Below are 15,815 nucleotides of genomic sequence, written 5' to 3' on the forward strand. Positions count from 1 at the left end.
CTTACTCGGAAGTGGTCAGGGCATTGGGCATGCCGGGACGTTCAGTGGTTTCGGTGGTTTCGGCCGGCATGACAGGCGCGGTTTGCGGCACCCGTTCGCGCAGCAGGAAGTACGACAGGGCCGGGATCAGGATCAGCGCGCCGAGCATGTTCCACAGGAACATGAAGGTCAGCAGGATGCCCATGTCGGCCTGGAACTTGATCGGTGACCAGACCCAGCACACCACGCCCGCCGCGAGGGTGATGCCCACCAGCCCGACCACACGGCCGGTGAAGGACACCGCATTGCGATAGGCTTGGGACAGCGGCAAGCCCTGGCGCTGGAAGTGCAATTGCACGCTGAGCAGGTACAAGGCGTAGTCGACGCCGATGCCCACGCCAAGGGCGATCACCGGCAGGGTCGCGACCTTGACGCCGATGCCCATGGCGACCATCAGCGCTTCACAGAGGATCGAGGTCAGCACCAGCGGCAACAGCGCCACCAGCGTGGCGCGCCAGCTGCGGAAGGTGATCAGGCAGAACAGCGTCACCGCCGCGTAGACGTACAGCAGCATGGTGCGATTGGCTTCGCGTACGACGATGTTGGTCGCCGCTTCGATGCCGGCGCTGCCGGCCGCCAGCAGGAACTGCCGATCTTCTGTGCTGTTTTCCTTGGCGAACTTGTCGGCAATCGCCACCACGGCGTCCAGGGTTTCTGCCTTGTGATCCTTGAGGAAGGTGATCACCGGCATCAGCGAGCAGTTGTTGTTGAACAGCTCCGGCGAGTTGACCGAGGCCTGCTGCGCGGCGTAGTTGAGCACGTCCTGGTTGCGCTGGATGCTGTTGAGCTTGGGGTTGCCTTCATAGGTGCCGGCGGTGATCTGCCGCACGGCGTTGACCAGCGACGTCGTCGCCTGCACGCCCGGGTACTGTTGCAGCTCCCAGGCCAGGCGATCGGCGAGCACCAGGGTCTTGTAGTTCAGGCAGCCTTCCGGCGCGGTCTTGATCATCACCGCGAACAGGTCGCTGGACAGCGCGTAATGCTGGGTGATGTAGGCGTTGTCGCGGTTGTAGCGCGAGTCGGCACGCAGCTCCGGCGCACCGCTTTCGAGGTCACCGATCTTCAGGTTGAGGCTGACCATGAAGCCGCCAATGCCCATCAGCACCGCGACCAGTACCGCGCCGGTCGCCCACTTGGCCGTGGTGAAGCGGTCGAGCAGGTCCCACAGTTTGCCGAAGCCCTTGTGGTGTTCGGCGCGGTTGTCGATTTTCAGGGCGCGCTCGGCCGCCTTGGCGCCAACGCCCACGTAGGACAGCGCCACCGGCATCAGCAACAGCGAGGTGAAGATCAGCACCGCGACACCGATGCTGGCGGTGATCGCCAGGTCCTGGATCACCGGAATGTCGATCAGCATCAACACCGCAAAACCCACCGCGTCGGCCAGCAACGCGGTGACACCGGCAATGAACAGACGGCGGAAGGTGTAGCGCGCGGCGATCAGTTTGTGGGTGCCACGGGCGATGTCCTGCATGATGCCGTTCATCTTCTGCGCGGCGTGGGACACGCCGATGGCGAAGATCAGGAACGGCACCAGCACCGAATACGGATCGATGGCATAACCGAGCCAGGCGACGATGCCCAGTTGCCAGACCACCGCGATCAGCGAACAGCCGACTACCAGCAAGGTGCTGCGCACGCAACGGGTGTAGGCGTAGATGATCGCCAGCGAGGTGATCACGGCCAGGCCGAAGAACATCATCACCTGGATCAGGCCGTCGATCAGGTCGCCCATCAATTTGGCGAAGCCGATCACCCGCACCTTGTACTGGCCCTTGCCCTCCTCCCCGGATTTACGCGCGGCGCTGTCGCCGGCGAATTCGATCTTGTCGCGCAACTGCTCTTCGAGCATCTGCGAGAACGCGTGGTAGTTGATCGGTTGGCCACCCGCGGCGGCTTTGTCCAACAGCGGTACGATCAACATGCTCGACTTGAAGTCGCTGGCGACCAGGCTGCCGACGATGCCGGCGCGGGAGATGTTCTGGCGCAACTGCTCGATTTGCTCCGGCTGTCCGGAATAGGTATCGGGCATCACCGGGCCACCCTGGAAACCGTCCTCGGTGACTTCGGTCCAGCGTACCGCCGGGCTCCACAGCGATTTCATCCACGCGCGGTCGACGCCTTCGGTGAGGAACAACTGGTCGTTGACCTGCTTGAGCACGTCGAGGTACGCGGGGTCGAAAATATCGCCTTGGGTGTTCTCGACCACCACCCGCACCGAGTTGCCCAGGCCGCGCAATGACTGGCGGTTTTCCAGGAAGTTCTGGATGTACGGCTGGCTCTGCGGAATCATTTTTTCGAAGCTGGGGCGCAGTTCAAGGCGGGTCACGGCCATGAAGCCCAGCACCACGGTGGCCAGCGCCATCAGCAGCATGAACAGCGGGCGGTAGTTGAACACCAGCCGTTCGAGGAGGTTGCCGGAGTGTCGATCGAAATCCCGCAGCTCGCGGATGACCGGCATGGCGTCTTGTTTGATATTGCCCATGTCTGGGTTCTCGCTCTTAGGGTTCGAGGGCTAGCGTCTGGGCGCCACGGCTGCCCGCGACCACCAACGCGCCAGCGACGGACTGGGTGGCACCGGCGACCGGTGTCGGCACCGGTTGGCGCAGCAGGCGCAATTGCGCGCCCGTGCCCTGGCTGACCAGCATCTGCCCGCCCTGGGTGAACAGGCGGTAATTGCCACGGGCATCGATCAGCCCAGCGGTAATGCTCACGCGCAGGCCGCTGTCGAGGGCGCTCCAGTTGTGGCCGCCATCGGTGCTGCGCAGGACGTTGCCGCGCAAGCCATAGACGAGCACTTCGCCCGGCTTGCCGAGCACACCGAAGAAGCTGCCTTGATACGGCGTTGGCACAGCAGCGAAGCGTTGGCCGTTGTCATCCCATTTGAGCAACAGGCCTTGTTCGCCCGCGATGTACAACGCGTCGCCAGTCGAAGCGATGGCGTTGAGGTGGAAACCTTGCGGGTTGTCGGTGCGATCCTGATAGGGCGTCCAGCTCTGGCCAGCGTCTTCGGTGCGCAGGATCAGGTTGAACACGCCGACCACATAACCGACTTTGTCATTGGCAAACCAGACATCGAGCAGCGGTTTGTCCGCGCCTTGCTCGACCAGTCGCTCGCCCTCGGCCACCAGCAATGGCCACTGCTCGTTGGCCGGTTCGGCACTGGCCAGTGCCGTGTAGTGCTTGACCAGGATGTCGCCGATCTGGCGGCCGTCGAGCTGCTTGTGCCAGGTCGCGCCGGCGTCGCTGCTGTGCAGCACCACGCCGTCATTGCCCACCGCCCAGCCTTGGGTGGTGGTCGGAAAATTCACCGCCGTGAGATCGGCACTGACGGGCACGGCGGCCTGCTGCCAATGCTGGCCGGCATCGTCGGAAAACAGAATATGGCCGCGCTGGCCGACGGCAATCACGCGCTCACCGGCGCGGGCCATGCCGGACAACGGGCTGTTGATGGCCAAGGCGCTGACCCTGGCGGGCAGGTCCAGCACGTCGACATAATCGGTGGCGTGGGTGACGCCCTGTAATACGCCGAGCACTATGCCCAACGCCAGCTGCAAGCAGTTTTTATACGAACACATACCGCGTCCTCTTCGGAAAGCCGCGTCGGGACACACAGGCGTGTGCCCGACGTTCATGCTGTTGTGGGAGCGAGCCTGCTCGCTCCCACAGGCTTAGCGAATGCCGGCGCCGGCCAGGGATTCCGACGACCACTGCGCCTTGGAGAGCGGCTCGATGTACTTGATGCCGCCGTACGGGCCGACGACGCCGTTGATGTTGTAGGAACCGCCCACCAGGTCGTAGATCATGAACGGCGTGGAGTCCGGCACCTGCTTGTCGTAGCTCTGGCTGAGGAAGGCGAAGGAGCCGCGATAGAGTTGACCACGGGCGTCGTACTGGTCAGAGGCCAGAGCGCTCCAGCTGTCTTCGTCGAGGTAGAAGCGGCGCTTGGCGTAGATGTGCCGGGCACCGGCCTTGAGCGTGCCTTCGACCACCCATACACGGTGTTTTTCCCAGCGCACGAAGTCCGGCGCGAGGTGGTTGGCGGTGGTCAGCGACTTCGGATCCTGGGCGTAGGTCAGCTTGTAGGTGTTGTAGGGCACGATCATTTCCTGCTTGCCCACCAGCTTCCAGTCGTAGCGATCCAGCGCCCCGTTGAACACGAACACGTCATCGTAGGTGCCCGCACCGGCGGTGCCCGGGTTCGGTGTGTCGTAAGCCAGGTTCGGCGCCAGTTTCACCCGACGCTGACCCGGCAGGTATTGCCAGGCGCGGCGTGGTTGTTGCAGCGGGTTGGCGGCGTCCTTGAGCATCACCGCTTCGCCTGCTCGGCGCGCGGGGCCGGTGTACGACAGTTTCATCTGGTAGTACACGTCGGCGCTGCTGATCGGCTGCGAGAGGTTTTCGTAGATCGGGTAGGAAATGAACGCCTGCCCGGTGGTCGCCAGGCTCGGCACACCCGCGGAGTCGACGTTCCAGGAGTCGTACTTGGAGTTGATGCTCACGCCCTGATAACGCAACAGGAAGTTCCACATCGCTTCGTTGCCCGACTGAGGGATCGGGAACGGTACGCCCGGCAGCACGTTGTCGATGGCCAGGCCGTTTTCCAGGGACTTGGCACCGCTGGCGTTCTTCACGCCGTTGTCCAGAATGGCCTGTGGCAGCGAGACGGTACGGTGAGTGGGGAACACATCGACACGGAACGTCGGGAAGCGCTTGGCCAGTTCAACGGTGGTGGCGCTGAGCAGGTTCTTGTACTGATCGACGTTCTTGCCGTCGATCACCAGCAGCGGTTTTTCGCTGGCAAACGGGTCCGGGCGCATGCTGTCACCGGATTTGAAACTGGCCGGTGGCGTGGTCAGGCCACCGTTGTAGGCCGGAATGGAACCATCAGCGTTCCCGGCCTTTTCAGCGCCGACCAGCGTCAGGCTGCTGCCCAGCTTGGCGGCTTCCTGGGTTGAAACAGCGGCCTGTGCCTGAGCGGTCAGGACCATGGCCAGCGAAACGGCCAACACGGTTTGTGCGAATTTCATCTTGTTATTCTCCTGCTTGCATTGAGCAAATCAGTGGTGAATCAAAAAGTGGTTTTCATCGTCAGGTAAACGGCGCCACGGTCCTCAGTCGTTGCGCCACCTCCGGAGAAGGCCGAGTAGCCACCGGCGTAACAGGCGTAGTTTTCGTTGCCGCTGAAAGCGTTCGGCGTAGAGCCGTCGCCACCGGTCGGGCCGGTGCTTACGCCGCTGACATTGCACTTGTCGGTTTTGCCGAAGGAGTCCACGTACTTCAGGTCGACAAAGTATTTGTTGTACACAACGGCACCGAGGCCGACGGCGTAGTTGCCGGTGTCTTTGGCACCGCCACCGGAGACCGGTGACACGCCATCGAGGCCGACGTTGACGGACATCGGCGCGTTGAGGTCAACACCGGGGAACACCTGGTACCAGGTCGGGGTGAAGTTGACCGCGATGCCCCAGTTGTCCCGGGTCGGTGCGTCGATGCCGCGATAGCTGTCCTTGCCTTTGTAGAGCGCCTCGTTCTTGCTATCGAGCTTGAGCAGGTTGCTGTAATACAACTCGCCGAGCAGGGTTGCCGAATCGAACAGCGGCGTATCGGCAATGGTCATCAGGCCATTGATCGTCCAATGCAGGGTGTCGCCGGTGGCAGCCATGCTGTCGCCCTTTTCCGGCGTGTCATAAATCACACCCGTGGCAGCAGTTCGCGCCGGCAGCAAGCCAAGACCCTGGCCCAGGCCCAACGGGCTGTTGGTGCTGACGATCGCCGGAATACTGGCCAGCGGCATGTTGTGGCGAATGTTCAGGTCCGACCCCACACTCACACCGCCGACATCCTTGGACAGGCTCAGGCCGACGATCTTGATGTTGTCGGCGTAGGCCATCTGATAGGTGGCGGTGTTCAGCGAGTTGAGGGTGTTGATCACCGCAGGCACTTGACCGGCCGGGCGGGTGCCGTTGGGGTTGGCCGAGGTCAGGCCACGGGCGTCCAGCCAGGCTTGCGGCAGGATCTCCGATGTTTCGCGGTAGTAAACGCCGAGGGTGCCGTCCAGCCAGGCTGGCGACCACTTGGCCATGACGCCCCAGTCACCGCGCTTGTCCGGCGTCAGGTCATGACCGCGACGGACGTTGGTCAAACCGTTGCACGGCGCCAGGCCACAACCAAGCGGGCTGCCCGGAACCACAGCGTTGGTGTTGCCGAGCAGGAACGATTGCGCACCGAAACCGACCAGGTCGGAACCGCCGTAGTAAGTGCCCGCTTCCGGCAGGCGCGCCTCATCCCAATCGAGGAAGTACTGGGCGCCGACGGTCAACTCCGGGTTGACGGTGAACGACATCGACAGCTGGTTGCGCGGGACGAACAGTTCCTTGGCTTCGGTGCCCGGCGATGCGGCGAGTTTGGCCAGGTCGAGGCCCGACTGGCCGTAACTGACCGAGTGCACCGGGTTGAGAATGGTCTCGCCCCAGAACACGTTGTGCTGGCCAGCCTTGACGCTGAGTATCGACTCCTCGCCCACTTCGGTGCTGTAAAACACGAAGGCATCGAGGATTTCGCCGGACGGGCCGGTGTAGTAGCGCTGCGCGTAGTTGCTCAGGTGCGGGCTGCCGGTGCCGACGTTGTCCCGGGTGACACCCGCCAGGCGCGGGTCGTTGGCGATCAGGCCCGAGGTCGAACCGTTGCCGTTGACGAACGGGTTGGAATTGGAACCGGTGTTTTCGTACGCCTTGTCGTACCAGCTGGCAGCACTGACGCGAAAGCCCATGTGGTTCTGGTAGACCACGTCCATCTCGGTCAACAGGTCGACGCGGTTGGTGATGTTGGTGCCGGCCTTGCGAAAGTTGTAATCGCCGTCGTTGTTGTTTGGCGTAGCCAACATGCGTTTGTCGGCACTTTCGGTGCGCACGCCATAGTTGTACTTGACGGTGTTATCCAGGCGAACGGTCCAGTCCGGGTTACCTGTCTCGATCTCGGCCGCATGGGCCATCGGCACCGTTGCCGCGAGAATGGCCGAGGCCAGCAATGTGTAGCGTGATGCGGTGAACCCGTGACTCTTGTTGTTGTGCATTGCGTTGTCTCCGCCTTTTTGTATTTGTTTTAAGCGCAGCCGCCCTCGCGCATTCCTCTTCGGGTCTGCGTTTTCAGGAGTGAGGGCAAATGCCAGCTGACGTGATGCCTGCCGGTTCCTGTATTAGCGGTCCTGTTTTATTGGTCCAATCGCAGGATCAGTGCCTCGGCTTGCGCCCAGTGGCCAAATCCTGCGGCCGGATTGAGATGGCCGACATCGCCCAGATCGAGCAATTCGGCGCCCCAGTTTTCAGCCATGCGGGTCACGGCGGAAAAACTGGCCAGGTGATCGTTGGTGCTGCCGGCCACGATGCTGCGGAATGGCAGCGGGCCTTGTGGCAGAGGATTCCAGCCTTGATTGCTGAGTGTTTCCGAAGAGGGATAGTTGGCCGGCCAGACTGCATCGAGGTCCGGTGGCGCGGCCAGCAATGCGCCCTTGATTGGACGGCTGTACTGCGCCGCCCAATGCGCGACCATCAGCACGCCGGCACTGTGGGCTACCAGAATCACCGGGCCGTCGATCTGCTCCAGTTCGTGCTGGATAGCCCGTACGCGAGCACCGCAATCGAGCTTGTCGGTCTCCAGCGGCGGGACGCTACGTACCTTGGCGAGCTTGGCTTGCAGCAACGTTTGCCAATGCTCGGCAACGTGCTCGCGCAGGCCCGGTACGATCAGAACGGTGGCGGCAGTTTGCAATTTGTCCACGGTCAACACCTTCGCTTTCTCGATATCTCGACTGGCTGTTTTCGCCAGAGGCTTTTTGTAGGGTCGACATTAAAGAGCGCCCACTCGAGGCGCTTTACATTGGACGTCAGGCACTTTTCTTTTGATGACAAATTGTCCGACACTTTATCGCCTCGACCGCTGGTCGAATAACCCCACAGGTTGGCGCAGGGTCACTGTAATCAACGGATGAGCCTGGATTGCTCGCGCAAGCAGCGCTGATTCAACGCCCGCCAGCGTGATGTCCATCGCCAACAAGACAACTGTTCAACGGTCGATGCGCTGGATATAGTCGCCACGCCCGCCCATCAGAAAAAGAAGCCATCGGCCCAGGGAAGACCTACGCATGCCCAAGCTTGTTCGCGCTGCTGTACTGACCAACTACCTGGAGGTCACCCAGTACCTGGGATTCAACCCGCGCGATGTGTTGGCCGCCGTCGGCCTGAGCAGGGCGCAATTGCAAGCCCCCGAGCATCGCATTCCGATCGACGCCGCCGTACGCTTGCTGGAAGACTCGGCCGCCGCCAGTGGTTGCCAGACGTTCGGCTTGAGCATGGCCGAGTCGCGCCAGCTTTCGGACTTCGGCGTGGTCAGCCTGTTGCTCAGCCATCAGCGCACGTTGCGCGATGCCTTGCAGGTGGTGGTGCATTACCGGCACCTGATGAACGATTCGCTGGCGATCTTCATTGAAGAGGCCGGCAAGATGGTGATCATCCGCGAAGAAGTCGTCACCGAAACGCCGATGCCCAGCCGCCAGGCCACCGAGCTGGCCATCGGTGTGATGTTCCGCTTGTGCGCGGCGCTGCTCGGTTCGCACTGGCACCCGTACAGCGTCAACTTCATGCACAAGGCACCGGACAACCTGCAACTGCATCGCCGGCTGTTCGGCTGCACCCTGGAATTCGGCAGTGAGTTCAACGGCATCGTCTGCTCAGATGCCAGCCTCGACATGACCAACCCCAACGCCGACCCGGCCATGGCCCGCTACGCCCAAAGTTATCTCGATTCTTTGCAAAGCCACGATGGCACCTCGATGCTGTTCGAAGTGCGCAAAGCCATTTACCTGCTGCTGCCCATGGGCCGCGCGACCATCGAGCAAGTCGCGCAGAGCCAGGGCATGAACGTGCGCACCCTGCAACGTCGCCTCAAGGACGACGGCTGTGCGTTCAACGACGTGATCAACGATGTGCGCCGCGATCTGGTGCTGCGTTATCTGGACAACCCGAACTACTCGCTGAGCCGTATTGCCGACATGCTCGGCTATTCGATGGCAAGTTCGTTCACGCGGTGGTTCATCAGCCAGTTCGGCATGCCGCCGGCGACGTGGCGGGCGCAGAAACAGAAACCGTCCTGACAGCAGGCAAAAAAAAACGGCGACCGCTGGCACGGTCGCCGCAAAGAGCGAAATCAGCATTCATTTCTCTGTGGCTGTCCGAAAACTCGATAAACAACCCTCTCCCTGTAGGAGCAAGGCTTGCCCGCGATGAGGCCGGCACATCCGGCATCAATGGCGCCTGACCCGGCGCTATCGCGGGCAAGCCTTGCTCCTACGGGTTTCGTGGCTGGTTGCATCGAGCGCTCTGTGTGAATCCTAGAAACCCCAGCGCAGCAGCAACAACACCAGCACGACGAGGAATACTGTCTCCCCCACCATCAGCAAAATCGGCTTGATCCCGACCGCTGCCAGCTCCTTCAAGCGGGTCTTCATGCCCAGGGCACTGATGGAAACCACCAGGCACCAGCGCGACAATTCATTGACCGAACCCTGCACCGCCGGCGCCACCCAGCCGGTGCTGTTGATGCAGGCCAGGATCAGGAAACCGACGGCAAACCACGGCAGCAATGGCGGGCGCTTGCCGGTCGGGTCGGCGCCCTGCATGCGGGTGATCATCGCGGCGGTGACGATCACCGGCAGCAGCATCGCCACGCGCATCAGTTTGACCACCGTGGCCGTGTCACCGGTTTCGGTGGACATGCTGTAACCGGCGCCGACCACTTGCGCGACATCGTGAATGGTCGCGCCGAGGAATACACCTGCCACCTGCGGCGACAACTCCAGCCAGTTGGCAATCATCGGGTAGACAATCATTGCCAGGGTCGACAACGCCGAGACACCAATCACCGTGAATAACGTAGCGCGCTCCTTTTGCGGATGGTTGGGTAGCGCCGCCGCCAGCGCCAACGCCGCCGAAGCACCACAGATCGCCGTCGCCCCACCGGTCAGCATGCCGAACAGGCGCTGGAAGCCCAACGCCTTGGCCGCGATCACTGACACACCAATGGTCACCACCACCAGAATCACCACCAGCGCAATCGGCTTCCAGCCCAGCGCCGCCATTTGCTCCAGGGTGATGCGCATGCCCAGCAGTGCGACCCCGATGCGCAGCACTGTACGGGCGGTGAACTCGACACCGGCCTTGCACGGGCCGTCATCGGCCAGAAAATTCAGGGCCATGCCCAGCAGCAAGGCAAACAGCATGACCGGCGCACCGTAATGCTCGGACAGGAACGACGCGGCGGCCGCCACGATCAGGCTGACGATAAGCCCCGGCGCCAGTTCGCGCGTGCGACTGTGGATACGGGTGAGAGCGATGGCGCTCATGGCGCGGACTCCTCGCAAGTGATGACGATAAACGCCTGGTCGTCGATGATCTCGACCGGGTAGTGGGTGACTTTGACCAACGTGGAATTGAGCATGTAGCCGCTGCGCAGATCGAATCGCAGGCCATGGGCGCAACACTGAATCACGCAGCCCTCAAGGCGCCCGCCGCACAACGAGGCGCCCTGATGCGGACAGCTGTCGTCGATGGCAAACAACTGCCCGTCGACGTTGAACAACGCCAGGCTTTTGTCTTCGAATTCGAACAGCGCACGGCCACCGGCCTGCGGGTGTTTGCCAGCAGGTACGGGAATGCGTCGGGTCATGCCGGCTGCCGCTCGCGCTCACTGTGCTTGAGGGCTTCGTTCATCGCCCCGAGCAGCGCCTGGGCCGGTTGTGCACCGATGACGGTCACGCGCTGGTCGAACTGGAAACTCGGCACACCACTGGTCGCCTCCGGTGGCGCTGCAAACGGTGTGGCGTCTCCTTTCAGACAGTCGACCAGGGTGTCCGGGTCAAGGCCGCAAGAGCGGGCAATGGCGAGCAGGGTCTCGCGATCACCGAGGTTTTCGCGTCTCTGGAAATAGCCGGCGAACAGGCGTTCAAGCAACATTTCACGCTGAGCCGCATTGCCCAGCGCCGTGGCACGCTGGAACAAGCGATGGGCGTCGGCAGTGTTGGGCATCGTTTCGATGCGGCTCAGATCAATCGCCAGTCCAACCGCCCTGGCAGCCTCCTGTACCTGGGCCTGGCGCATGGTCATGGCGTCGGCATTGCCCAAGCGCTTGCGGTAGAAATCGGCGAATGGCTCACCCTCCACCGGCAACTGCGGCAGCAACTGCACACCGTGCCACGCCGTGGTGATCTGCACATCCGGATGACGACTGCGGAACTGCACCAGTGCATGCTCCAGTTGGCGTTTGCCGATCAGGCACCAGGGGCAGATGAAATCGAAAAACACATCAATACGTAAACGACGACTCACAACTTCACCTCTATCCCGGCTTCACGAACGGGGTCAGGCACGCTCTGACCCTGAAGGCGGGCAATATCTTTGTGGTAATGACACTTGGCATAAAAGAACACCGCTGCTGCCGCGAGGCTGACCAGCGGCACCAGTTGAAACGCGGCGTGCAAACCGATGAGATCGGACACCCGGCCGGTGATGAACGGCCCCGGTGCCAGGCCCAGCATGTTGTTGGCCAGGGTCAGCGTGGCGAACGCCGTGCCGTGGACCGAGTAATGCGTCAGGTTGGCAACCATCGCGCCGCATGGGCCGGTGGTGCCGGTGGCGATCAACATGCCCAGGCAGATCAGCGCCAGTTGCAACGGCCCTGCTTGCAAGGCAAATGCTGCTGACAGCAACAGGCAACTGCCCAGGCAAAAACCGATGGCCAGGCTGACCTTGCGCTCCGGTGAGTGACGGCACAGGCGATCGCTGAGCATGCCGCACAGGATCATCCCCGCGCCGCTGCACAACACGATGATCGCCGCCATGCCGCCAGCCTTGTCGGTGGGCATGTCGTAGTAGCGATTGAGGTAGCTGGGAATCCACACCATCACCGTGCCACCGACGAACAATTGCAAGCCGCTGGCGACGTAAGTTGCCACCACCGAACGGCTGGACCACAACGTGCGCAACGGCCGCTTGACCACCGCGACAGCCTTGGCGGCGCGTTGCGGCGCAATGCGTGCTTCCTTGACGATCAGCGGATAAAGCATCGCCAGCACCAGGCCGAACAGCGCCATGCCGGCAAACGACCAGCGCCAGCCCAGTTTGGCGGCGATGGCCCCGCCCAGCGCCATGCCCAGCACCGAGCCGAACATGCCACCGGCCATGAAGGCACTGGCCAGGGTGGCACGCATGTGTTTCGGAAACACCGAAATCACCACGGCGATGCCGACGCTGCCATAGGCTGCCTCGCCGACGCCGACCATGAAACGCGCGATGAACATCTGCTGGTAATCCTGGGCCAATGCGCAGCCAAGGGTCGCGAGACTCCAGAGCATCGCCATCAGCGCCAGGCTCTTGACCCGGCCGAAACGGTCGGCCATCAGCGACAGCGGAAACGTCAGCAGCCCGACCATCAGCGCAACGATGCCACTGAGCAGGCCGAGTTGGCCGTCGCTCAGCGCCCACTCGCTTTTCAGCAGCGGGAACACCGCGTTCAGTACCTGGCGCGACATGTAATCGGAAATCAACAGGCCGAACGTCAGGGCAAAGACGATCCAGGCATATTTACGCGCAACAACGACTCCACCGGAGTCGTCATCGTCGGCGATTGGGTGAAAGGCCATGCAGCCTCCTCAAAGCTTTGTTTTATTGTTGTTATCAAGCGTGTAGCAGTGCGTCGAGCGAGCGGTCACGGCCGCTCGCTCGCCGTGTCGGTCAGCCGCGTTGCGGCACGCCTTTCTGCCCGGCCTTGCGGTTGGGCGCCATGCCGTTGGCCAACAGGGTTTCCTCGATGCTGTCGTACTGCACACCGATGCGATAGATCTCACGGGCTTCTTTGCCCGTGGCGATTTCGCGACCCAGTTCGTGGGCAATGCGCACGGTTTGCTTGATCTGCGCCACCGAGCCGAAACGCTCGCCCTTGTGATCAATGATAGTGTCTTCGTTGCCCACGCGCGGGTGCATGCCCATGGCCATCGACATGGTGTTGAACGGCATGACGTTCTTGAGCAGCGATTCGGAGGTCAGGGTGCAACCGTCCGGCGCGCGGTGGATGAAGTTGAAGAAGTTGAACGGGTTCGGCCCGTCGAAACCACCGCCGATGCCGATCCAGGTCAGGTTCAGCGGGCCTTTGTAGACACCACGGCGCACCAGGCGCTCGAGGGTTTCCATGGCGTGCATGCCGGTCAACTGGAAGTGCGGCTGAATACCATTGGCCATCAGGCGCTTGAGGTGTTCGGCGACCCAGGCCGGACCTGCCGGCACGGTCATTTCGCTGTAGGCAGCCTGATACAGGGGGTTGGCCAGGGAAGTGCCTTCCAGGTATTCCGGATACAGCAGTTCCATGATGTTCATCTGGGTGGTGTTGATCGCCACCGTGACCTGATCCGGTTTCGGCGTCAGCTCGGCCAGCATGTGGCGGGTGTCGTCGGACAGCCACTTGGCCGCTTCACCGTCGCTTTCCGGGGCGAAGGAAATCGAGCCGCCGACCTGAATGATCATGTCCGGCACGGCGGCACGCACACCGGCGATCAGTTCGTTGAACTTCGACAGGCGCTTGGACCCTTTGCCGTCCAGTTCCCGCACGTGCAAGTGCAGGACCGTGGCGCCGGCTTCATAGCACTCGACCGCTTTGTGGATTTGCTCGTCCATGGTCAGCGGGATGTCTTCCGGGAAATCTTCGGGCATCCACTCCGGGCCGTACGGGGCCACGGTGATAACCACTTTTTCCATGTTTTCGGGGTGCAGGGAATCGTCGAAGAATTGCATGGTTTACTCCAGTTCTTATGATTGTCCCGCCCACCCGGGGTCGCGCCGGGCAGGCGTGTTTACGAGAGCGAATGCAGAGGCGGTGGATCAGTAAGTCTTGTCGCCGATGATCCCGGCGCGCTCCATCTTGCGATGGCACGGCGGGTAATCCATGACGGCGTAATGCTGGGTACTGCGGTTGTCCCAGATGGCGATGCTGTTGGGCTTCCAGCGCCAGCGCACTTGATACTCAGGGATATATGCCTGACTGATCAGGTAACGCAGCAACTCGCCCGCACCAGGGTTGGCGTCCTGGCCAAAACGCACCCGGTCAGGGGTGTGGTAATTGCTCAAGTGAGTGGTGAAGGCATTGACGAACAGCACCTTTTCGCCGGTTTCCGGATGTGTGCGCACCACCGGGTGCTCGGCGTCCGGGTACATCGCCTTCAGCGCAAGGCGCTTCTCGATCGGCATGGCCGCGCCGAAACTGGCTTCGATGCTGTGACGGGCGCGCAGGTCGGCGATCTTCACTTTCACATCATCCGGCAGATTTTCGTAAGCCAGAACCATGTTGGCCCACATGGTATCGCCGCCCACCGGCGGGCACTCCACGCAGCGCAGCACGCAACCCATCGGCGGGGCGTCGCGCCAGGTGGCATCGGTGTGCCAGGCGTTTTCGTAGCGGTCCATCGGCTGGTCGGGGTTCTTGTAGATCTGCACCAGCCCGGGATGCTCCGGATCACTGCCGGCCACCGGATGATCTTCCAGTTCTCCGAAGCGCCGGGCAAAAGCCACGTGCTCGGCGCGACTGATGTCCTGATCGCGCATGAACACCACTCGATGCTTGAGCAGCTGGGCACGGATTTCGGCAAACAGACCGTCGTCGTGCACCGCGTCGGCCAGGTTTACGCCGGTCAGCTCGGCACCGATGCTGCAGGTCAATTGTTCGACTTTCATGGCTGGCAGCTCCTTAAATGACGAAAATCGACGAGCCGGTAGTCTTGCGCGATTCAAGATCACGGTGCGCCTGCACCGCATCCTGCAAGGCGTAGTGCTGGTTGATCTCGATCTTGATCCGGCCGCTGCCGACATGGTCGAACAACTCACCGGCCAGCTCGGCCTTTTCCGCCGGGTCGCTGATGTAGTTGGCCAGGGCCGGGCGGGTCAGGAACAGCGAACCTTTCATCGCCAGCATCACCGGGTCGAAGGCCGGGATCGGCCCGGACGCCGTACCCACGCAGACCATCAGGCCACGGGGTTTCAACGAATCCAGCGAACCCATGAAGGTGTTCTTGCCAACGCTGTCGAACACCACGTTGACGCCCACACCGTCGGTCAGTTCGCGAACGCGAGCGGCAACGTCTTCATGGCTGTAATTGATCGTATGGTCGCAACCGTGAGCCCGGGCGATTTCAGCCTTTTGCTCGGTCGAGACCGTGCCGATCACGTTCAGGCCCAGCAGTTTGGCCCACTGCGAAACGATCAGGCCCACACCACCGGCAGCGGCATGCAGCAGAATGCTATCGCCTTCCTTGAAGTCGTAGATGCGGCGCATCAGGTACGAAGACGTCAGGCCGCGCATGGTCATGGCGGCAGCGGTTTCAAAACTGATGGTTTCCGGCAACTTGATCAGCGGCGCGGCCGGAATCAGGCGCTCGGTGCTGTAGGCGCCGAGGGTGTTGAGGAAACCGGTGTAAGTGACGCGATCCCCCACCTGGACATTGGTCACCCCCTCGCCGATGGCCTGGACCACGCCGGACGCCTCAACCCCCATGCCATTGGGCATCGGGATCGGGTAAGTGCCATTGCGAAAGTAGGTGTCGGCATAGTTCAGGCCGACCGCCACATGACGCAGACGCACCTGGCCCGGACCGGGGTCGCCGACTTCAACGTCCTCATAACGCAGGACTTCAGGACCACCGGTTTCGTAAAAGCGTACGGCTTTAGCCATTTTTCTTATTC

The 15,815-nt window shown here is 62.1% G+C and carries 13 protein-coding genes; 1 reads left to right on the top strand and 12 read right to left on the bottom strand.

The features are described 5' to 3' along the window. Position 1 precedes the first annotated feature (1 nt). The 5 genes from D8U69_RS21485 to D8U69_RS21505 all read right to left on the bottom strand — a co-directional run bounded on the left by D8U69_RS21485 (position 2) and on the right by D8U69_RS21505 (position 7,815). Positions 2 to 2,521, bottom strand: coding sequence for an MMPL family transporter (locus D8U69_RS21485; RefSeq protein WP_130908088.1), 2,520 nt, complete (start codon positions 2,519 to 2,521; stop codon positions 2 to 4). Between the two features lie 16 nt (positions 2,522 to 2,537). Further along, positions 2,538 to 3,614, bottom strand: coding sequence for a YCF48-related protein (locus D8U69_RS21490; protein ID WP_130908089.1), 1,077 nt, complete (start codon positions 3,612 to 3,614; stop codon positions 2,538 to 2,540). 93 nt (positions 3,615 to 3,707) lie between these two features. Continuing rightward, positions 3,708 to 5,066 carry a DUF1329 domain-containing protein gene (locus D8U69_RS21495; RefSeq protein ID WP_130908090.1) on the bottom strand — a complete coding sequence of 453 codons (1,359 nt, stop codon included), beginning with the start codon at positions 5,064 to 5,066 and terminating at the stop codon, positions 3,708 to 3,710. Between the two features lie 41 nt (positions 5,067 to 5,107). Continuing rightward, complete coding sequence (locus D8U69_RS21500) at positions 5,108 to 7,111, bottom strand: DUF1302 domain-containing protein (protein WP_056855137.1); 2,004 nt, start codon at positions 7,109 to 7,111, stop codon at positions 5,108 to 5,110. 137 nt (positions 7,112 to 7,248) lie between these two features. Continuing rightward, positions 7,249 to 7,815, bottom strand: a complete 567-nt coding sequence (locus D8U69_RS21505; RefSeq protein WP_056855260.1) for an alpha/beta hydrolase — start codon at positions 7,813 to 7,815, stop codon at positions 7,249 to 7,251. A 364-nt stretch (positions 7,816 to 8,179) separates the two neighbouring features. Here D8U69_RS21505 and D8U69_RS21510 point away from each other — a divergent pair, with 364 nt between their 5' ends. Continuing rightward, on the top strand, positions 8,180 to 9,187 hold the full coding sequence (locus D8U69_RS21510) for an AraC family transcriptional regulator (protein ID WP_130908091.1): 1,008 nt from the start codon (positions 8,180 to 8,182) through the stop codon (positions 9,185 to 9,187). A gap of 237 nt (positions 9,188 to 9,424) precedes the next feature. On the opposite strand, the gene D8U69_RS21515 is transcribed toward D8U69_RS21510, so the two are convergent. From D8U69_RS21515 to D8U69_RS21545, 7 genes are all read right to left on the bottom strand, one after another. After that, entirely contained in the window at positions 9,425 to 10,435 is a 1,011-nt protein-coding gene (locus tag D8U69_RS21515; protein ID WP_056855135.1) for a putative sulfate exporter family transporter, read from the bottom strand. Then, positions 10,432 to 10,758: a Rieske 2Fe-2S domain-containing protein gene (locus D8U69_RS21520; protein ID WP_056855134.1), complete on the bottom strand. Its 327-nt coding sequence runs from the start codon at positions 10,756 to 10,758 to the stop codon at positions 10,432 to 10,434. The genes D8U69_RS21515 and D8U69_RS21520 overlap by 4 nt, the downstream gene beginning before the upstream one ends. Further along, positions 10,755 to 11,417: a DsbA family oxidoreductase gene (locus tag D8U69_RS21525; RefSeq protein ID WP_130908092.1), complete on the bottom strand. Its 663-nt coding sequence runs from the start codon at positions 11,415 to 11,417 to the stop codon at positions 10,755 to 10,757. Before D8U69_RS21525 ends, D8U69_RS21520 begins: the two co-directional genes overlap by 4 nt. Continuing rightward, positions 11,414 to 12,730, bottom strand: a complete 1,317-nt coding sequence (locus D8U69_RS21530; protein ID WP_130908093.1) for an MFS transporter — start codon at positions 12,728 to 12,730, stop codon at positions 11,414 to 11,416. The genes D8U69_RS21525 and D8U69_RS21530 overlap by 4 nt, the downstream gene beginning before the upstream one ends. Before the next feature lie 91 nt (positions 12,731 to 12,821). Then, positions 12,822 to 13,874 (bottom strand): 3-keto-5-aminohexanoate cleavage protein, encoded by a 1,053-nt coding sequence (locus tag D8U69_RS21535; RefSeq protein WP_056855131.1) that lies wholly within the window; start codon positions 13,872 to 13,874, stop codon positions 12,822 to 12,824. 87 nt (positions 13,875 to 13,961) lie between these two features. After that, positions 13,962 to 14,810, bottom strand: a complete 849-nt coding sequence (locus tag D8U69_RS21540; RefSeq protein ID WP_130908094.1) for a TauD/TfdA family dioxygenase — start codon at positions 14,808 to 14,810, stop codon at positions 13,962 to 13,964. 13 nt (positions 14,811 to 14,823) lie between these two features. Beyond that, entirely contained in the window at positions 14,824 to 15,804 is a 981-nt protein-coding gene (locus D8U69_RS21545; RefSeq protein WP_056855129.1) for a quinone oxidoreductase, read from the bottom strand. Positions 15,805 to 15,815 lie beyond the last annotated feature (11 nt).

Source organism: Pseudomonas sp. Sample_16 (assembly GCF_004307665.1).
GTDB lineage: Bacteria > Pseudomonadota > Gammaproteobacteria > Pseudomonadales > Pseudomonadaceae > Aquipseudomonas.